The organism is Phyllobacterium sp. LjRoot231 (genome assembly GCF_964253365.1).
In the GTDB taxonomy this organism is placed as follows: Bacteria; Pseudomonadota; Alphaproteobacteria; order Rhizobiales; family Rhizobiaceae; genus Phyllobacterium.
The window spans coordinates 200,038-218,492 of the sequence record NZ_CAXUQT020000002.1 but is presented as its reverse complement, the minus strand read 5'-3'; the positions used below and the strand labels follow the sequence as shown (position 1 = coordinate 218,492).

The following is an 18,455-nucleotide window of genomic DNA, read 5'->3' as shown; positions in this document are numbered from 1 at the left end:
ATCAATCGTCGTACTTAACGTAGGCGAAGCGCTGGTCGGTTTGCGGCGTTCCTTCCAGCGATCCCGCCTCCTTGCCCGGCTGCCACTGCACAACGCTCTCGATCTTTTTGGCGAGCTCGAAATCCTTGTCGGTGATGCCCTTGGCGGCATGGTTCTGCAGCAGGACTTCCACCCAGGCATAGGAGGCCTTCAAGTCCGGGTGATGCCAGGCGGCTTCGGCGAGATGGCCGACCGTATTGATTACCATCAGGGTCGATTTCCAGCCATGGGTCTTGTACTTGCGGCGAATCCAGCCGTTCTCATAGCGCCAGTGCGGCAATTCCGCCTGGAGTTTTTCTGTGATTTCGCTTTCGGAATATACCTTTTCCTTGGGCTTCTTTTCATCGGTCATCGGCGATACTCCACTTCTTCGTTCATGGTGCTTGCACCTCGGTCGAAAGACGATATCATAGTGCAGGGCCCGATTTTTGAGATTGTGTAAAGAATAGCAAATGTCGGAATCCGTCACCATCAAAGTCCCGGCGCGCCTTCATCTCGGCTTTCTCGATATACCGCGTTCTGGCACCGACCGCTTCGGCAGCATCGGCCTGCCTGTGCAGGATATAGCGACAGTCCTGACGATTTGCCGTTCGAACGAGACACAGGTTAACGGCGACGAACAGGCGCGCATCGAACAGCATGTCGCGACACTCTGCCATCATCTCGGTATCAAGGCGCAGCACCGGATCCATGTGCAGCGGACGATCCCGCGGCATATCGGCCTCGGTTCCGGCACGCAGATCGCTCTGGCTGTCGCGGCTGCGATTCGCACGCTGCATGGCCTGCCGCTCGACACCGTCAACGACGCTGTGCTGCTCGGGCGCGGCTCCCGCTCGGGCATCGGCATTGCCGCATTCGAAGAGGGCGGCCTGATCGTCGATGCGGGAAAGGGAGCTGGCAGCGCGGCACCCACAGTCATCTCGCGCATCCCGTTCCCTGAAGCCTGGCGCATTATCCTCGTCTTCGATGCCTCGACACAAGGGATCCATGGCGAGGCAGAGATCGAAGCTTTCCGGACATTACCGCCGTTCCCCGTTGAAACGTCGGCTTCGATCTGCCGCCATGTCCTGATGGGTATCATGCCGGCGTTGATCGAGCAGGATCTGGCATCGTTCGGCCGGGCGGTCGAAGCCATCCAGACCGAGATCGGTAATTATTTTGCACCGGCGCAGGGCGGCGTCTTCACCAGCAAACACGTCGAAGCCACCATCCGGCGGCTGGCGCAGGCTGGCGCTGTCGGTATCGGCCAGAGTTCATGGGGACCGACGGGTTTCGCCTTTGCCGCCTCGCAGTTGGACGCGACGCGCATCGTCGATGAGATCGGCGGGCGGTCGCCAGGCACCACCATCCAGATCGTTGCGGGCAGAAACGCGGGCGCGGATATCACGCACACCACGTTAAACTTCGCAACAGCTTAGGGTACCACTATTAACAGGGAGCGGAAACAGTGAGCCGCAAGACGATCCTTCACATGCTGACACCACTCCGGCAGATGAGCCCGTTCGACGTCAATATGGCGCTCGATGCAGGCTACGACGCCGTGGTTCCCTATACGGATGTCAGCCTTTCCGATGTCGGCAATCTCGTTCAGGACGCGATCTTCTCGCGCCCGCCGGACGCGGGTGTCGCAACTGGTATCTTCCTCGCAGGCAAGGACGCGCCGACGGCGCTCGACATGCTCGACGCTGCAAAGAAAGCCATGGTGCCACCCTTCGAAATCTCGGTATTCGCCGATCCGGCGGGATCTTTTACAACCGCCGCTGCAATGGTCGCCAAGGTTGAGAAGGCGCTGATCAAGCACCATGACCGTGAACTGAACGGAACCTCAGTTGCGGTCTTCGGCGCGACGGGTGTCGTCGGCTATTGCACGGCGGTAATCGCGGCCGAACAGGGTGCGCGGGTGACGATTGTCGGTCACGATGGCCTGGAACGCGTGCAGGAGATCGCGGCATCGATCAAGCAGCGGTTTGGTGTGACAGTCGAGCCCGCCGACGGTTCGACGGAAGCCAGAAAGGCCGCAATCGTCGAGGATGCGGAAGTCGTTCTGGCGGCGGCAAAGGCTGGCGTTCAGGTGATTTCGAAAGCGCAGCTCGGCTCTGCAGGCGGGCTTCTCGTCGCCGCCGATGTGAATGCTGTCCCTCCGGCTGGTATCGAGGGCCTGAAAGTCAATGCCAATGGCGAACCACTCGATGCGACACAGGCTGTCGGCATTGGTCCGCTCTCCATCGGCAACGTCAAATACAAGACGCAAGCCGGTTTGTTCGAACAGATGATCAAGGCGAAAAAGCCGGTTATCTTTGATTTTCGGGACGCATTCACCCTTGCTCGCGACCTTGCCAAATAATCCCGCGATCCTGATCGCCGCGATTTCCGGACGCTCGCTTGCAGCGGCGGCGCGGCGTGCCGGTTTCCGGCCGTTGGTCGCCGACCTTTTCAACGATGCCGATACGCTGGTATTGGCGGATCGCGCCGTGAAGCTTTCCGGCAGCCTGCAGCGTGGGATCGATGCGGAACAAGTCGTGGAGACGCTGACTCGCCTCGCCGGCGACGACCAGCCGGTGGCCGTGATCTACGGCTCGGGTTTCGAACGCAGGCCGGAGATGATCGAAGCGATTTCGCGCAGGTTTGCTGTCGCCGGGAACACTGCGGAAACTATCCGCCTCGTAAAGGATCCGGCCCGGCTGGCGCGGCTATGTTCCGAGTTGTCGATACCACATCCGGATATTCGATTCGATGCTCCCGAACATCCGCAAGAATGGCTGACAAAACTTGCCGGCGCTGCAGGCGGTTCGCATGTGAAGCCAGCGAACGGCGATACGTCCGGACATGAGCATTATTTTCAGCGCTTCGTTCTGGGCAAAAACCTATCCGCGCTATTTCTCGCCGACAGGCAACAGGCGCACATTGTGGGGTTCAGCCGGCAATGGTCGTCGCCTGCGAAACACACGCCGTTTCGCTATGGCGGTGCCGTGCGCTTGCGTCGTTACGATCGGGAGAAGACCTTCCAGATCGAAGAATGGCTGACGGATTTAACCAAGAGAACGGGACTTGCTGGCCTCAATAGCGCCGATTTCATCGATGGCGATGCCGGTCTGCATCTCATCGAGATCAATCCGCGGCCCGGCGCGACGCTCGACATTTTCGACAATGACGAGATCCCGCTTCTACGCGAACATCTGCGCGCGGTTATGGGGTCGAGCATTTCGAAGCCGGCCTATGACGGCTCGGCGGCATCCGCGATCGCCTACACGGCGAAAGTCATCAACACCTTTCCGAAATTTGATTGGCCAGCCATGACGGCCGATCATCAGATGTGTGGCACCACGCTCGCAGCAGGCGATCCTGTCTGTACGGTTTTTGCCACGGCTCCTTCGGCTGCCGCAGCGATGCGGGCCGTAAAGAACCGCGTCAAGGAACTCTCGATTAATTGGAGGGGAGATTTTCCATGAGGGACGGTCATGCCTATCTCAACAGAAACGCGCAACGCATAACCGACAGGATGATCGAGGATGCGGACCGGCTTGGTATCAGCCACAGCCGCGGTGATCTTGGCGAACATCTGATCGACGCTGGCGCGGATAGTCCGGGTGGCATCGAGGCGGGGCTGCTGATCGTCGAAATCTGCCTCGGCGGGCTTGGAACCGTGTCGGCGGGGCTGGGTGCGGGCAAATGGCCCTACTCGGTGGATATCCGTTCGTCGCAGCCGGTTCTCGCCTGCCTCGCCAGCCAGTATGCCGGGTGGAACCTCTCGCACGAAAAGTACTTCGCCATGGGTTCCGGTCCGGTGCGGGCGCTGGCACGGGTTGAGCCGCTATTCGAGGAAATCGCCTACCGCGAACCAAAGGCAGAATCGTCGGTGATCGTACTTGAGACCTCAACCCCGCCGCCCGGCGCAATCGTTGAGAAAGTGTCGAAGGCTACGGGTCTCGCTCCCGATAGGCTGACTTTCATCTACGCGCCGACGCAAAGCCTGACAGGCGCAGTGCAGATCGTCGGGCGTGTGCTCGAGGTCGCCCTGCACAAGGCGCACGACCTGAAATTCCCGCTCGCCGATATTGTCGATGGTGCGGGCCGAGCGCCGATCCCTGCGCCACATCCGGACTTTTTGAAGGCTATGGGCCGGACCAATGACGCAATCATCTATGGTGGTACGGTCCAGCTTTTCGTCAAGGGAAGTGCGGAGGCGGCGCGCGATCTGGCGGAGCAGCTACCAAGCCACACCTCCCGCGATCACGGCCAGCCTTTCGCCGATATCTTCAAGAAGTTCAAAGGCGATTTCTATGCCATCGATCCGCATCTGTTCAGCCCCGCCGAGGTGATCGTTACAGCGATCGAAACCGGTGATACGTTCCGCAGCGGCGGAATTCACAACGCAATGCTGGAACAATCCCTGGGCTGAGACGCAAACATGGCAGATACGATACTGATCCTTTCCGACCGGCCCGACCGCCAGGTGAAACAGCTGCGGGCTTCGCTGCGATCGCTCGGCTTCAACGTTCTGGCGCTGCCGCTGGTGGATATCGGCTTCGACAGCCGCTACCCCTCCGGCATCGCGGTACCACGCATGAATGGCGCCCTGCCCGCAGCAGTGATCGTGCGTTCGATTTCGTCCGGCACATTCGAGGCGATCACCCGCCGTCTCGGTATCCTGCATGCCTTCGCGCATCTCGGCATTCCCGTGTGGAACTCGGCCAAGGCTATCGAGCGTTGCGTCGACAAATCGACCACGACATTCTTTCTGGCGCAGGCAGGACTGCCGACACCGGAAACCTTTGCGGTGGAAAGCATTGCCAATGCGAGGTTCGTCGCCGAACGCGAACTGACGCACGGTCCACTGGTGCTGAAGCCGCTGTTCGGCTCACAGGGAAAGGGTATTCGTCTGATCCGCAACGTCGAGGATTTGCCGGAACCGGAAGAAGTCGATGACGTCTATTATCTGCAGCGTTTCGTGGCTCGTCCGGGCCCGCCCTACTGCGACTATCGCGTCTTTACCTGCGACGGCGAGGTGCTGGGCATGATGGCGCGACGGGCTGAAGGCTGGATCACCAATATTGCCAAAGGTGCGAAGGCCGAATCCGTCGCAGGGCCGTTGCGCGCCAAGCTGGAAAGCCTTGCGCTTGCCGCTTCCGCTGCAATCGGCACGGATTTTGCCGGTATCGATATCATTCCGGCCGCCGACGGCAAACTGCTCATCCTCGAGGTTAACAGCATGCCTGCCTGGACCGGACTGCAATCCGTCGTTCCTGTGCGGATTGCCGATTGCATCGCCAATGCTCTGGCGACTTGCATCGAGGACGAACTCGACGAGAGACCGGCGGCGTGACCCCGACGCGCGAACAGATAAGACGCGCCTATATCGACGCCTGTTATCAGGAGATCGACGCACTGAAGCCCGGCAATGTGCATCGTTTTGCCGACGGTCATCGCATGAGTGCCGAGCAGTTTTTCGAAAGCGCCCAAGCTTCATCGCAAGCAGTGACAGACCCTGCCCTTTCAACCGGACTGCGCATTCTTGCGGCGGTCAGGGAGACGCGCCGCAAGGTCGAAACCAACACCAATCTCGGTATCCTGCTTTTGTGCGTTCCTTTGGCCAGAGCTGCCGAAAATGGGGAGCTCAATTTGCAGGCGCAACTTGAGTCGGTGCTTGACAAACTGGACGTCGATGATGCGCGCAATGTCTTTTTGGCGATCATGCTGGCGCAGCCGGGTGGGCTTGGCTCAGCGCCCAAACATGACGTATCGACTGTCCCGCAAGTGTCACTGCTGGAAGCAATGGGCGAAGCTGCGGATCGCGACATGATCGCCCGGCAATATGTCACCGGATTCGCCGATATTTTTGACGGTGGGCTCAAGGCTTACAAAGCAGCCGTCGATCGCGACGAGCGCGAGATGTGGCCCGTCGTCTTTACCTATCTGCATTTCCTGTCGGCATTTCCCGACAGTCATATTGTCCGCAAGCATGGCGATGCAATTGCCAGGAAAACACAAAAGGAAGCTCAGCAAATTCTCCCGCGCGTGGAAGCTCTCAACAACGGAAAAGAGCGCGAGAAGCTGCTTCTTGCTTTCGATGCGCAATTGAAGGGCGACAACATCAATCCGGGGACCTCGGCGGACCTGACAGTCGCAACGCTTTTTGCATTCTATCTCAACTTGGTCTTGCATAATGACGAGGTAAATGCTTGAATTTCACCAGCGGATTTCGTCCGCTGCTATCTGGCCAACCGACCCCGCTCGAAGGGTGCTGTGAACAAGGATAGCTGTCCATCGGGAGTCGTGTCTCGAGGTGCGGCGTCTTTGGACAAACCATTGGGAAAAACGGTTTAGGAGGAATTGGCCGTGGCAAAAATCAACAAGGTTATGGTTGGCGAATCGCTCATTGGCGATGGCAATGAAGTTGCGCATATCGATCTTTTGATCGGACCGCGTGGAAGTGCTGTTGAAACGGCATTCTGCCATGCATTGACGAACAACAAGGACGGGTTCACCTCCCTTCTTGCGCTTATCGCGCCGAATATGGCGTGCAAGCCGAACACGATATTGTTCAACAAGGTCACGATCAAAGGCGCCAAACAGGCTGTCCAGATGTTCGGACCTGCCCAGCATGCAGTGGCTAAAGCGGTTCAGGACAGTGTTGCCGACGGCACCATTCCAGCGGACGAGGCTGACGATCTGTTTATGTGCGTCGGTGTCTTCATTCACTGGGAAGCCGAAGACGACGCGAAGATCCAGGACTTCAATTATCGCGCAACCATGGAAGCAATTCAACGCGCAGTGACGGGCAAGCCGACTGCCGCCGAAGCAACCGCGCAGCGCGATTCGGTTAAGCATCCATTCAGCGCCTAGACACGAGACAACCCCGCACAGAGTAAACCCTCTGTGGAACCGGAGGGTCTGTTGCGCCGGTTGGCAAAAAGTCTGGGCTTCTAGACATGAAGAAGGGGGACACCCCCTTCTTCCACTATCTCAGTATGTGATGTTCTCAGTCTTCATCAGAGACGAGATGGCTTTGGGAGTGAGCGCGCCACTATGAAGCGCCGTTGCCACAAGCGCAGCCGAGATGCCGATAGCTTGCAATTGTTCGAGATCGTGCACATCGCGGATCCCGCCGGCGGCTATCACCGCACGATGTCCGGCGCGGCGCTTGATTTCTGTCAGGCGTTCGAAATCGGGACCAGAATTGGCCCCGACGCGGCCAAGCGTCATGACGATTACCCGGGATGGCCAGATTTCTGTATTCTGAAGGATTGTTCGAGGTCCGAGAAATTCGTCGCCGCGAAAATCCAGTGAAAGAATAAGCTTTGGGCTGGCATGAAGACTGTCGAGAACCGAGGTATCGGTTTGGGATTCGGAACCAAGGACCGGCCAGATGCCGTCTGTCGCAAGAGCGATTTCCAGTTGGTCACGATCGCTGAAACCTGCGTCCAGCCAGATATCCGCCTTCGACAATAATGGCTTCAATTGGTCCAAGGAACTTTCCCGGCGCCGCTCTATTGCGTCGAGATCGGCGACATAGAAAGCCGGAAAAGGATAGAGTGCGCGCAGGCCAGCCGCAACATCGAGAATATCGGCGGTGGGACTGAGCGGGGTTTCGATGGGCTTGTAGGAATCGCGGTCGCCCATGCGCGCACGCACCACGAGGCCATCTTTTATGTCGAGTACGGGAATGATATGCACGAGTAAACCTTACGGAATGATGCGCCCATGAAATCCCGATTTGCCAACGAAGGAAAGACCCTTGTTACCGGCTGGGATATTGGCGGCGCTCATCTCAAGATGGCACGATGCCGGAATGGCGAGATCATCTCGGCCAGAATTCTCAAGACGCCGCTTTGGCTTGGCGTCGATCAAACGCGCGAGGCATTGCGGGAGCTCGGTCCGTTGCGGGAGACAGGCAACGTCAACGTTTTCACCATGACGGGTGAGTTGTCCGATACATTTACCTCACGCGATGCGGGAATTGCCGGCCTGCTGGACTTCATCGAAGAGGAATTCGGCGTTGAGAACACACTGATCTTTGCGGGTCGGGCGGGGTTCTGCGATGTCCGTGCGGCGCGCAGCCTCGGCAGCGACATCGCCTCTGCCAACTGGCACGCCACCGCTTCGTTGAGTGCGAAACTGGCAGGCACCGGTCTGTTCGTCGATATGGGTTCGACCACGACGGACATCCTGGCGTTCAAGCACGGCGCGCTGGTCAATGACGGCTATTCCGATGCCGAGCGGCTCTTGACCGGCGAGCTGGTCTATACGGGTTTTGCCCGTTCCGCCTTGATCGGCATCGCCGCACTGGTTCCGGTACGCGGGCATATGACGCCGCTCATGAACGAATATTTCGCCAACACCGCTGATCTCGGCCGCATTCTCGGCACGCTGAACGAGGCGGACGACAAATATCCTTCGGCGGACCGGCTGCCAAAGACCGTCGCGGGTTCCATTCAACGCATAGCGCGCATGGTCGGGCGCGACAGCGGCGATCTTGAAGAGAGCGAATGGATCGATATTGCGCGCTGGTTCAGCGAGCATCAACTGCGCATGATCCACGATGGGGCTTTTCGCGTTGCGCGCAAGCTGGATCACGCTGCGCCTGTGGTCGGCGCGGGTATCGGGCGGCCGCAAATCAGGCAGCTCGCCAAACGCATGGACCGGCCCTATGTCGATTTCGGGTCGTTGATCCCTGCCGCAGAAGATACCCGCGATGATGCGAGCAAGGCTGCACCGGCAGCGGCCGTTGCGTTGCTGGGGTCCCTGCATCTGCAGGAGAGTTAAACTTCAGATATCGCCGCCGTGATGAATTGCGCTTTTCCCTTTGGAATCAGCTGCATCCTGGTGATCCTTGACCTTCTGCATCAGCCATGACCATGCCTGATGTTCATCAGGCCCGCCGGTCTTTTCGATTGCGATCGTTAGATAAGCGATCTCCGCCTGGATTTTGTCTGGCGGCAACATGGAAAGGCGGCTGACGAGGATAGCCAGTTCGAGCACGGCAGCCTTGGCGCGATTGAGCCCGGTAAACGGTGCGTGCGTCGCCTCGGAAACCACTTTGCAGAAATGGCGCGGGCGCAGGGCATCGTCATCGACGGAGACGACCTTCAGCACCGAATGACTGAGCGCGGACTCGAGGCGCGGTACCGGGCAGTTCTTGACGGCAACAGTCGGCCAGTCCTTGCGGCCGGTCAGACAGCCGGCGAAGACCAGCATGTCATCGGTATAGTTGGCGATGGCAAACGGAATGGCGGCGAGATTTTCCAGCGTCTTCGACGGATGAAACGGTGCGATGACCCAACCATCATCCTGCTGGATGATACCGAGAGGCGCGATGTGGGCAACGCCCTTGGTATCGACCGTGGTGACGATGGTTTCCCTGATATAGGTCACGGCGCCTTATCCTTTTTCGCTCGCAACGTGTGCCCTGCTTCGGCCAGCCGCAGGCGGTCCTGTTGTTTCTCAGGAACAGCCGCGCCCCAGGTGAGCGGCTCGTCCTGCGCGTAACGCTTGCCGAGTTTCCAGGCGATCTCCGCCTTGGTCAGTTCGGCGCCGAGATAGAAAGCATGCGCACCATCACTCTCAACGTCGAGGCTCGGGAAAAGTTCAAAAGCATCATGCGCTATTCTGTGGCCCTTGCCATTGAAGATATGCACACCGTCCGGCGCGGTCATGATGCGGAAATTGGCGTCACGCACGTCGGCGGCAAGCGCGGCGATATCCTCGGTGCTGTTGGGATAGGGCTTGCGGTCGTGCACCTGCAAGAGGCCGGCATCATAGCCGCGCGGCAGGGCATGATCCTGCTTCGCCGCGAACATGGTGCGGCGGGCGCTGTCGTGCTCCTCGACCGTGCGGATCGTGTGCGGGCTGACATTGACGACGAGCACATTTCCGATCGACAGCTCCGAGCAGATGCCGGCAAGCAGGGCGGTGACGCCGGAGGAATCCGCGTCGGTCAGTTCGGTGAGATTGCCTGTGCCCATCATCATAGGGATATCCGGCCAGCGGCGGCGCGCTTCCAGAAATCGCCCGAGCGAACCGGCAAAGCCGAAATGGATCGGGTCGAGTACCGGATCGGCGATGAAGGGGATCTTCGCTGCCTGCGCCGCATGGATGGCGCGGCCGAGTGAATCGAGATCGCCCGGGATGGAAGGTATGAGAATGGGCGTGACGCCATATTTGATCGCAAGGCCGATCGTCTCTTCCGTGAGGCTGAGAAGATAGTCCGCACCCGCCGCTGCGCCGGTCTCAAGCTCTTCGAGATTGGCCGAATCCACGCTGACGGAGAGGCCTTGCGCCTTGAGGTTGCGAACGGCATCGGCGAGATGCGGAAACGGTGTCTCCGGCAGGCAGCCGAGATCGATGACATCGGCACCGGCTGCGGCGAGCTCCGCTGCGCGCTGCATCAGTGCATCGAGGGACAGCGCCGATGCATCGACGATTTCGGCGAAGATGCGCATGTCATGCTTTGAAAGATCGATGGGCTTGCCGACACGCCCGAGAAAGACAGGAAGATCGGCGACCTCATCAGGACCGCGGACGAATGGAATGCCGAAACGCTGGCTCAAACTGTCGAGATCACCGCGATAGCGCCCCGGCAAGATGACGCGGTTGGCGGTGATCGGCGGCTTCAGGCGGCGCGCGATGATCTCCTCGGTCATCAGCGCCGCAACCTTCACGCCGATATCGACAATTTCGTAGGTAAACGCTGTCTTACCGAGATCGGCGAGAATTCGCTCCAGCCGTGCGCGGGCGAGATGCCCGGTCAGGAACAACAATTTCTCAGCCATCGCCGGAGAGCACCTTTTGGCGGGCGGTGATTGTTTCTACGAGTTCGGCCAGCGACTCGACGACCTTGGTTCTTTCATAGGTCTTGAGCCGTGCGGTGTTTTCCAGATCGATCGGGCGCGGATAGACCTTGACCATGCCGCTTGGCGCCATGGTTTCAAGCTCCGGCGCCGTATCGCAGGCGAAGACAATGGATGGCACAAGGCACTTTCCCGCCTGCGCATAGACGTTGGTGGGGAGCGTATCCGAGATGCCGGCGACGCATTTCGCCACCGTGTTGGATGTTGCTGGGGCAATGACTGCCGTGTGGTAAACACCGTGGTAGAACCCGCCGATAGGAACGGAACTCGCGGTCTTGTCTTGCAGCACCCGCATGGTTTCCGGAAATTCGAGTTTCAGTCCGTACATGCGCAGCACTTCATTCGCGGCCTTCGAGACGAAGACGTCACAATGTCCGAGCGTGCGTATCAGTTCGAAGCTTTCCACAAAGAAATGGCCCGAACCGGTCAATGCCCAGGCCCAGCGCGGTGTATGCAGTTTCGTCATTGCGCACCCATAGCTTGGATATATCTGTGCCGCATGATCATGCGGCCGGGGATGGATGCCAAGGGAAAATCGAGCGCATCTAGCATCTTGGGACCGGCGACATGCAGGCTTGTGCCCTCGCCCAGCATGTCCGGCAGCATGCTGTCGACGATGCCAGCGGCGGCAAGTTCCGGCACACTCGCGTAATGCGTGTATTCGTCGGTCTGCTTGACCAGCAGCAAAGTATCGGCGGGCAATTTTCTGGCCAACCAGGCACTTAAACTATCCGACGTAATCTGCCAGGAACAAGGTATGTCCGCGGCGCCAATAGTCATCGACGACGGCAGCCAGACCGGCGTGGAACCGGCGTCCAACATCGCGTTTATTTCATCGATGGAACGCGCCACCCGCAATTGCCGGTGGCGCTCGGCGATAGCAATGCCGAACTGGTCCATGGCAAGGATAGCCATCGCATGCGCCGCGTCATCGGAATATCCGAGACGCTTTTGCGAAATCCGCACCTGATCGGCGAAGGGACCGCCGCCGGGCACGATAACGAGCGGAAAGGTTGCGCTCGCCAGAACGTCGATCCAGCACAGCATTTCCGCATGGCCCGCCGTGCTGCCTCCGAGCTTGACGACGAGCGGCTTCATGAGGATTTCCGGCCTCCGTGGGCGTGAATCGGCCGGGGCTTGGCCGACGAGTTCTTCACATCGTTTTTCCGCTCGATCTCGACACCGACGCCGCCGGGTCCAAGCTCCAGCTTTTCGGCCCGCACCAGGACGCGGGTTACCCGCGGATTTTCGAGAACGAAAGCCGCCACCTGTTCTGCCAGCGTTTCGGCAAGCTCGATATGGCCGCGCGCGACAATGGCACGAATGCCATCCATGATGAGATCGTAGGAGACGACGTGGCGCATGTCTTCCGGATTGCGTGTCACCCGCAGGACATCGGCTGACACATCGAAACGCACTTTCTGCGCCTTGCCATGCTCGAAACTATAGGCGCCGATATGGACGGGCAGAACGAAATCACGGACGAAGATCTTGTCGGTTCCAAGCCCGGCTTCGGCGGGATCGGGGAAATAACCGCGCGCCGCGAGCAACTTGTAGTCGACGCCCGGAGGTGCGCTCGCCTCCAGAGCCTCCGGTATCAGGCCGCGAATCTTTGCCGTTGCCTGCGCATCGATCGGCGCGGTGCGGTCGAGACCTGAACACAGTGCGCCGCGGAAACCGAGAAAGTCCGGTGCATACGCCAACAAGCGTGGAATATCCGGCGCTTCAAGCGATCCGGCAACGCCCACCTTCAATCCGTGCGACTGACCATCCTTGATGAATTTGCCGATCTGGTCCGGCGTCATGTGGTCGAGTAACCGCCCGGCGGACTTGTCAGCCGTGTCGATCATCACCCCGTGAAAGCCGGCAGAAGACAGCCCCTCGAACAGGTTTTTTCCATATGTGTCACGGTAGTCGGCAAAGAGCACGGCAATCAATTTATTGTGTGAAGCGAGAGCCCTCAATGCTTCCAGGCAGCCGGCTAAATGCCCTGAGGGGAAGAACCCGATCTTGATATAGTCCACGCCGGTTGCGGCAAATTCCTCAACCTTTTTGCGAACGACTTCAGGTTGCATGGGAAGATCGCCGCAAGCGGCGCTGACGGGCCGCTTTCCTGCAATAAAATCGATAACTTCCATAAGCTTGGACGGTTCAACTGCGCCCAGCGCGCCATTGGCCGGATCCTTCAAATCGATGATATCCGCACCATTCTGGAAGACGATTTCCGCTTCCCGAAAGTCCTGAACACTCGCCAGCATCTGTGTCATCAGCATACCCCCTGAAACAGACTGGAAATCTTTCCGGGCGTCAAAGAAAAGCTGACACCGAGGGTTGAGATTATGGCGGGGTTGTTTAAAAACACTATGGGCACCTCTGTTCTTAAGCGACCGCCATCATGTGAATGGCGGGTAGACTGAATGGTATGATCATGAAGAGTACGGTGCCAAACACTCTCTTAGTTTTATTCGGCTTTTTTTTGCTCTTCGTCAACGTGTCCGGGGTATCGGCGCAGCAGGCTGCGACGAATAAGCCTGCAAAACCTGCGGTTGAAACACGGATCGGCTATCTTCGTGCCTATGAACCACAACTGGCGCTTTCAGTGCTCGATATCCCGCCCCGTGACGAGGGTGTTGCCGGCGCCAATGTCGCCATCAACGACAACAACACGACAGGCAAGTTTTTGGGCCAGAGTTTTGCGCTCGATGTGACCGAGACAAAATTCGACGCCGATGTGGTCCCCGTCTTCAAGGAAATGCTCGCCCGCGGCGATCGTTTCATTCTGACGGATATTTCCGCCAAGCAATTGCTGTCGATAGCCGATCTTGCCAAGGATAGCGGCGTCCTCCTGTTCAATGTCGGCGCGACGGATGACAGCCTGCGTGAGGAGGAATGCCGCTCGAACGTCTTCCACACGGCACCGACGCGAAGCATGCTTGCCGACGGACTGGCGCAGTACCTCGTCTGGAAACAATGGCGCAAATGGGTTCTGCTCTATGGTTCGCACGACCGCGACAAGCTTTATGCAGACGCGATCCGCCGTGCCGCATCGCGCTTCGGTGCGACGATCGTGGAAGAGCGGCTTTACGAGGACAAAGGCACCGCACGCAGGACCGATACCGGCGTCATCCAGGTGCAAAAGCAGATGCCGGTTTTCACGCAGAACCTGCCCGAACACGACGTCGTCATTGTCGCCGATGAAAGCGAAGTTTTTGGCAGCTACGTACCTTACCGGACGTGGACGCCGCGACCTGTGGCAGGAACCGCCGGGCTTGTTCCCTCAAGCTGGCACCCCGCCAGCGAACAGTGGGGTGGATCACAGATTCAGAACCGTTTCGACAAGGCGACCGGACGGCGGATGCTGTCGAAGGATATGCAGGCCTGGACTGCAGTGCGCATATTGGGAGAGGCGGTCACGCGGTCAAAGGGGAACGATCCCAAACAGGTCGAAACCTTCATCAAGGCAGACGACTTTTCCATAGCAGCCTTCAAGGGTCAAAAGCTCAGTTTCCGGAACTGGAACTGGCAGCTGCGCCAGCCGATCCTGATCGGCGATGGCCACGGTGTTGTTTCCACTTCGCCGCAGGAAGGTTTCCTGCATCAGTTTTCAGAGCTCGACACGCTGGGCGTGGACAGGCCGGAGACCAAGTGCAAGCTCAATTAAAGAATCGTAATGGGAGGAATGAAATGCGACGACATATGTGGCTGCTCGCTGTGACCGTGGCGCTGCCGTTTCTTGCACAGCCCGCCTGGGCCAATATGGTTTACGTTTCGAATGAGAAAGACAACACGGTAACCGTGGTTGATTCCAAAACCATGGAGGTGGTCAAGACGATCAATGTCGGGCAGAGGCCGCGCGGCATCACCATTTCCCATGATGGCAAGCTGCTCTACGTCTGCGCCAGCGATGACGACACCGTGGAGATTATCGATACCAGCACGAATGAAATCGTCGGCTCGCTCCCGTCTGGTCCCGATCCCGAACTTTTCGTCCTCTCGCCCGACGGCCAGACACTCTATATCGCCAACGAGGACGACAATCTCGTCACCGTGATCGATGTCAATTCAAAAAGCGTGGTTGCAGAAATTCCGGTGGGGGTCGAGCCGGAAGGCATGGGCGTGAGCTCGGATGGCAAGACCATCGTGAATACGTCGGAAACGACAAGCATGGCGCATTTCATCGATACGTCGACGCACGAAATCACCGACAATGTGCTTGTGGATTCACGTCCGCGTTTTGCGCAGTTCAAGCCCGATGGCTCGGAAGTCTGGGTCTCCGCGGAAATCGGCGGCACAGTATCGGTCATCGATAACAAGTCACGCGCCGTAACCCACAAAATCACCTTCGAAATTCAAGGGCTGCGCTCCGAACAAATCCAGCCCGTTGGCATACTCATCACCGCTGACGGCAAGAAAGCCTATGTGGCACTCGGTCCCGCGAACCGCGTCGCCGTGGTCAACACGGAAACCTACGAGGTGGAAAAATACATACTGGTGGGGCAGCGGGTCTGGCAGTTGGCGTTTACGCCGGATGGCAAGCAGATCATCAGCACGAACGGGTTGTCGAACGACATCACGTTCATCGACACTGAAACCGATGAGCCGATCAAATCGGTCACAGTGGGACAATTGCCCTGGGGCGTGGCGATATCGCCGAATTGAAGCAAATCTGACGACTACCAAAGGGAGGGAATATATGACGAACTATAAAACGCTGGCACTTGCCGCCTTTATCAGCATCGCGCTGGCTCAGTCGTTTGCCTTTGCTCAAGCCGATGACGATGACGACACCAAGGCTGCGCCTGAGCCCAAAGCGGCAATGCAGGCAAAACCACCCGCGGTCACACGCGCCAGCAAGAATGTCCCGGAACTCATCCTCGGTTCGAAAGACGATGAATTCACCGTGAACCAGAAGGATTTTGAACTGGTCACCGGACAGGGCTATCGCTGGAAGATCACTTCTGCGGCGGGGCTCGAGTATAAATTCGTTACCGATCTTTTCCGCAATGTCTGGATGAACCAGATCGTCATCAACGATCTCGAAGTGCATATGGATGGCGGACCCGCATGGCTAGAGTTCGACAGTCCGGGGACGATCAATGTACAGTTCACGGCGGTGCGGCCCGGCAAATATACATGGTCTGTGCCAGATCTTGCCGACAAGGGAATGAAGGGTACGATTACCATCAAATAGCCGTCAGATCGCTGCAGGGTTATATAATCGCATGGAGTACCAAGGGTGGAGCTTGATGGGTACAAATGCCGGACTGAAAAACATTCACGATAAATCATTGCCGGAGACCAGTGTTCCGGCGCTTGAACTCGCCTCGGTAAGCTACGCTTATGGCAAGCGGCAAGCGCTGGATGACATCACATTCTCCATAGCGCCTGGACGGTTTGCCGTGCTCCTTGGCCTCAACGGGGCGGGCAAGACGACGCTGTTCTCATTGATCAGCCACTTATTCGCGACGAGGCAAGGCCGCATCCATGTCTTCGGCCATGACATTGATCGCAGGCCAGGCGATGCGTTGCGACGGCTCGGGATCGTTTTCCAGGCACGCACGCTCGATCTCGACCTGTCGGTGCATCAGAACCTCTCCTACCATGCCTCGTTGCATGGTATCCGCTCGCGGGAGGCCAATCAGCGCATTCACGATCTGATGCAATCCATCGACATGAGCGACCGGTTGCATGAAAAGGCCCGGAGCCTTTCAGGCGGGCAGATCAGGCGCGTCGAGATTGTCCGTGCTCTGCTGCACGAGCCTTCGCTGTTGCTCCTGGATGAGGCGACCGTTGGTCTCGATATCAAGTCGCGTGCCACGATCCTCGCCGACATCCGCAAGCTGGTGCAGGAAAACGGCATCAGCGTGCTGTGGGCGACACATCTGATCGACGAAGTCAGTCATGCGGATCAGGTGATCGTCCTCAATCAGGGCAAGCTCGTTGCCAATGGGGCAGTGAATGACGTGGTCAAGAACGCCGGCGCCGAGACAATCAACGAAGCCTTCTCGCGGCTTACCGGAATTGTCGCACTGCAAACGGGGAGCCGGCTATGACCGATATCACCAGCCACGGTCCGATCGGACGCAGCCGCTTCGGCCTGATGCATTATCTGGTTTGCCTCAAGGGTATTCTCATCCGCGAAGGCCTGCGCTATCTCAACCAGCGCGAACGTTTCATCTCTTCGCTGGTCCGGCCGCTGCTGTGGCTTTTCATCTTTGCCGCGGGCTTCCGGCAGGTTCTCGGCGTTTCGATCATCCCGCCCTATCAGACCTATGTGCTTTACGAGGTCTATATCACGCCCGGCCTGTGCGGGATGATCCTCCTGTTCAGCGGCATGCAATCCTCGCTTTCCATGGTCTATGACCGGGAAATGGGCAATATGCGCACGCTGCTGGTCAGTCCGTTTCCGCGCTGGTTCCTGCTGGTTTCGAAGCTGCTCGCCGGTGTCGCGGTGTCAATCATCCAGGTCTACGCATTCCTGTTCATCGCCTGGTTCTGGGGCGTCAAGGCACCGCCATCAGGCTATTTGCTGACGCTGCCGGCGCTGTTCCTGTCGGGCATGATGCTGGGTGCGCTGGGCATGCTGCTGTCTTCACTGATCAAGCAGCTCGAGAATTTCGCCGGCATCATGAACTTCGTGATTTTCCCGATGTATTTCGCATCTTCCGCACTTTACCCCCTGTGGCGCGTGCAGGAGGCAAGCCCCCTCCTCTACAAGATCTGCCTGCTCAACCCGTTTACCTATGCGGTTGAACTGGTGCGCTTCGCCTTCTACGGGCAGATCGAATGGACCTCGCTGGCGGTCGTCTGCGGCTTCACGTTTGTTTTCATCGCCGGAGCCATCATCGCCTACGACCCCTCCCGCGGTCTCGTCATCAAGAAACAAGAGGGAGGCAATAATTGAAGCGCTCACAGGTAATCTTCGCTGCGTCGGCGGGCGTTTTCCTGCTGTTTTCGTCGCATCTTGCTTTTGCCGCGGCGAACAATGATCCGAGCTGGCCCTGCGTCCAGCGCAAGGTGCCGGAACTTTCGATCGGCCAGGTGTGGAACGGCCCTGACATTCCGGAAGTGGCGAAAAACTGGGATACCGATCCCAAAATCGACGATCTCGTCGGCGAACTCGCGGCGCGGCGCAACCCGCTCGACGTGGCTCAAAAGCAGATTGTCGAGTTTGCGGTGGGACTGCCGAAGGAACAGGTGAACGACAAGATGTTCATGTTGTTTCAGGGGGTGTTCGACACGTTGAACCGCGAGCGCGAACAGGTGATTTCCGGGATTTCGCGCTATGCTGACAAGCAGCGGAGTATGGCAGAGGATCTGCGCAAGGAAGCCTCGACGGTCGACGCGATGCGCGCCAAACCCGATGCCGACCCGGAAGAACTCGACAGGCTCGATGAGCGGCTGAAATGGGAAACCCGTATTTTCGAGGAGCGGGTGCAATCGCTGAGCTATGTCTGCGAAGTACCAACCATCATCGAACAGCGCCTTTACGGCCTGTCGAAGACGATCCAGCAATCGATCGTCAAACCTTGATATGTAACCCGCCGCATGAGGGCGCTGTGCGTGGTT

Annotated in this window: 21 protein-coding genes; 14 read left to right on the top strand and 7 right to left on the bottom strand. The window is 58.4% G+C overall.

Annotation, left to right across the window (positions count from 1 at the left end; all coding sequences use genetic code 11):
• Position 1: 1 nt before the first annotated feature.
• The gene (locus ACSQ3H_RS24685; protein ID WP_436119760.1) at positions 2 to 391 is read right to left on the bottom strand and encodes a 4a-hydroxytetrahydrobiopterin dehydratase; all 390 of its coding nucleotides are present in this window, start codon (positions 389 to 391) and stop codon (positions 2 to 4) included.
• A gap of 100 nt (positions 392 to 491) precedes the next feature.
• Between ACSQ3H_RS24685 and ACSQ3H_RS24680 the strand changes: the two genes are divergently transcribed.
• From ACSQ3H_RS24680 to fae, 7 genes are all read left to right on the top strand, one after another.
• Entirely contained in the window at positions 492 to 1,457 is a 966-nt protein-coding gene (locus tag ACSQ3H_RS24680; protein WP_436119759.1) for a beta-ribofuranosylaminobenzene 5'-phosphate synthase family protein, read from the top strand.
• Positions 1,458 to 1,486: 29 nt separating this feature from the next.
• Positions 1,487 to 2,383: an NAD(P)-dependent methylenetetrahydromethanopterin dehydrogenase gene (locus ACSQ3H_RS24675; protein ID WP_436119758.1), complete on the top strand. Its 897-nt coding sequence runs from the start codon at positions 1,487 to 1,489 to the stop codon at positions 2,381 to 2,383.
• The gene (locus ACSQ3H_RS24670; RefSeq protein ID WP_436119757.1) at positions 2,361 to 3,488 is read left to right on the top strand and encodes an ATP-grasp domain-containing protein; all 1,128 of its coding nucleotides are present in this window, start codon (positions 2,361 to 2,363) and stop codon (positions 3,486 to 3,488) included. Before ACSQ3H_RS24675 ends, ACSQ3H_RS24670 begins: the two co-directional genes overlap by 23 nt.
• The gene (gene mch / locus ACSQ3H_RS24665; RefSeq protein ID WP_436119756.1) at positions 3,485 to 4,438 is read left to right on the top strand and encodes a methenyltetrahydromethanopterin cyclohydrolase; all 954 of its coding nucleotides are present in this window, start codon (positions 3,485 to 3,487) and stop codon (positions 4,436 to 4,438) included. The genes ACSQ3H_RS24670 and mch overlap by 4 nt, the downstream gene beginning before the upstream one ends.
• A 9-nt stretch (positions 4,439 to 4,447) precedes the next feature.
• Positions 4,448 to 5,362, top strand: coding sequence for an ATP-grasp domain-containing protein (locus tag ACSQ3H_RS24660; RefSeq protein ID WP_436119755.1), 915 nt, complete (start codon positions 4,448 to 4,450; stop codon positions 5,360 to 5,362).
• Positions 5,359 to 6,222: a triphosphoribosyl-dephospho-CoA synthase gene (locus tag ACSQ3H_RS24655; RefSeq protein WP_436119754.1), complete on the top strand. Its 864-nt coding sequence runs from the start codon at positions 5,359 to 5,361 to the stop codon at positions 6,220 to 6,222. The genes ACSQ3H_RS24660 and ACSQ3H_RS24655 overlap by 4 nt, the downstream gene beginning before the upstream one ends.
• Positions 6,223 to 6,375: 153 nt before the next feature.
• Positions 6,376 to 6,882: a formaldehyde-activating enzyme gene (gene fae / locus ACSQ3H_RS24650; protein WP_436119753.1), complete on the top strand. Its 507-nt coding sequence runs from the start codon at positions 6,376 to 6,378 to the stop codon at positions 6,880 to 6,882.
• Between the two features lie 120 nt (positions 6,883 to 7,002).
• Here the strand turns inward: fae and ACSQ3H_RS24645 are convergent, their stop codons facing one another.
• Positions 7,003 to 7,713, bottom strand: a complete 711-nt coding sequence (locus ACSQ3H_RS24645; RefSeq protein ID WP_436119752.1) for a HisA/HisF-related TIM barrel protein — start codon at positions 7,711 to 7,713, stop codon at positions 7,003 to 7,005.
• A 27-nt stretch (positions 7,714 to 7,740) separates the two neighbouring features.
• Between ACSQ3H_RS24645 and ACSQ3H_RS24640 the strand changes: the two genes are divergently transcribed.
• Positions 7,741 to 8,802, top strand: a complete 1,062-nt coding sequence (locus tag ACSQ3H_RS24640) for a hydantoinase/oxoprolinase family protein (RefSeq protein ID WP_436119751.1) — start codon at positions 7,741 to 7,743, stop codon at positions 8,800 to 8,802.
• Between the two features lie 3 nt (positions 8,803 to 8,805).
• Here the strand turns inward: ACSQ3H_RS24640 and ACSQ3H_RS24635 are convergent, their stop codons facing one another.
• Genes ACSQ3H_RS24635 through ACSQ3H_RS24615 form a run of 5 tightly spaced genes read right to left on the bottom strand, consistent with a single transcriptional unit; the run spans position 8,806 to position 13,153 of the window.
• The gene (locus tag ACSQ3H_RS24635) at positions 8,806 to 9,411 is read right to left on the bottom strand and encodes a DUF447 domain-containing protein (protein WP_436119750.1); all 606 of its coding nucleotides are present in this window, start codon (positions 9,409 to 9,411) and stop codon (positions 8,806 to 8,808) included.
• Positions 9,408 to 10,808 (bottom strand): DUF6513 domain-containing protein, encoded by a 1,401-nt coding sequence (locus ACSQ3H_RS24630; protein ID WP_436119749.1) that lies wholly within the window; start codon positions 10,806 to 10,808, stop codon positions 9,408 to 9,410. The genes ACSQ3H_RS24635 and ACSQ3H_RS24630 overlap by 4 nt, the downstream gene beginning before the upstream one ends.
• Positions 10,801 to 11,352, bottom strand: a complete 552-nt coding sequence (locus ACSQ3H_RS24625; protein ID WP_436119748.1) for a flavoprotein — start codon at positions 11,350 to 11,352, stop codon at positions 10,801 to 10,803. Before ACSQ3H_RS24625 ends, ACSQ3H_RS24630 begins: the two co-directional genes overlap by 8 nt.
• Complete coding sequence (locus tag ACSQ3H_RS24620; protein ID WP_436119747.1) at positions 11,349 to 11,984, bottom strand: amino acid kinase family protein; 636 nt, start codon at positions 11,982 to 11,984, stop codon at positions 11,349 to 11,351. Before ACSQ3H_RS24620 ends, ACSQ3H_RS24625 begins: the two co-directional genes overlap by 4 nt.
• Positions 11,981 to 13,153 (bottom strand): (5-formylfuran-3-yl)methyl phosphate synthase, encoded by a 1,173-nt coding sequence (locus ACSQ3H_RS24615; RefSeq protein ID WP_436119746.1) that lies wholly within the window; start codon positions 13,151 to 13,153, stop codon positions 11,981 to 11,983. Before ACSQ3H_RS24615 ends, ACSQ3H_RS24620 begins: the two co-directional genes overlap by 4 nt.
• A 161-nt stretch (positions 13,154 to 13,314) precedes the next feature.
• Between ACSQ3H_RS24615 and ACSQ3H_RS24610 the strand changes: the two genes are divergently transcribed.
• The 6 genes from ACSQ3H_RS24610 to ACSQ3H_RS24585 are packed head-to-tail and all read left to right on the top strand — an operon-like array spanning position 13,315 to position 18,419.
• Complete coding sequence (locus tag ACSQ3H_RS24610) at positions 13,315 to 14,547, top strand: ABC transporter substrate-binding protein (RefSeq protein ID WP_436119745.1); 1,233 nt, start codon at positions 13,315 to 13,317, stop codon at positions 14,545 to 14,547.
• A gap of 23 nt (positions 14,548 to 14,570) precedes the next feature.
• Entirely contained in the window at positions 14,571 to 15,545 is a 975-nt protein-coding gene (locus tag ACSQ3H_RS24605) for a YVTN family beta-propeller repeat protein (protein ID WP_436119744.1), read from the top strand.
• Positions 15,546 to 15,579: 34 nt separating this feature from the next.
• Positions 15,580 to 16,077, top strand: a complete 498-nt coding sequence (locus ACSQ3H_RS24600; RefSeq protein WP_436119743.1) for a hypothetical protein — start codon at positions 15,580 to 15,582, stop codon at positions 16,075 to 16,077.
• A 55-nt stretch (positions 16,078 to 16,132) separates the two neighbouring features.
• Positions 16,133 to 16,939: an ABC transporter ATP-binding protein gene (locus tag ACSQ3H_RS24595; RefSeq protein ID WP_436119742.1), complete on the top strand. Its 807-nt coding sequence runs from the start codon at positions 16,133 to 16,135 to the stop codon at positions 16,937 to 16,939.
• Positions 16,936 to 17,790: an ABC transporter permease gene (locus tag ACSQ3H_RS24590; RefSeq protein WP_436119741.1), complete on the top strand. Its 855-nt coding sequence runs from the start codon at positions 16,936 to 16,938 to the stop codon at positions 17,788 to 17,790. The genes ACSQ3H_RS24595 and ACSQ3H_RS24590 overlap by 4 nt, the downstream gene beginning before the upstream one ends.
• On the top strand, positions 17,787 to 18,419 hold the full coding sequence (locus ACSQ3H_RS24585) for a hypothetical protein (protein ID WP_436119740.1): 633 nt from the start codon (positions 17,787 to 17,789) through the stop codon (positions 18,417 to 18,419). Before ACSQ3H_RS24590 ends, ACSQ3H_RS24585 begins: the two co-directional genes overlap by 4 nt.
• The last annotated feature ends 36 nt before the right edge of the window (positions 18,420 to 18,455 follow it).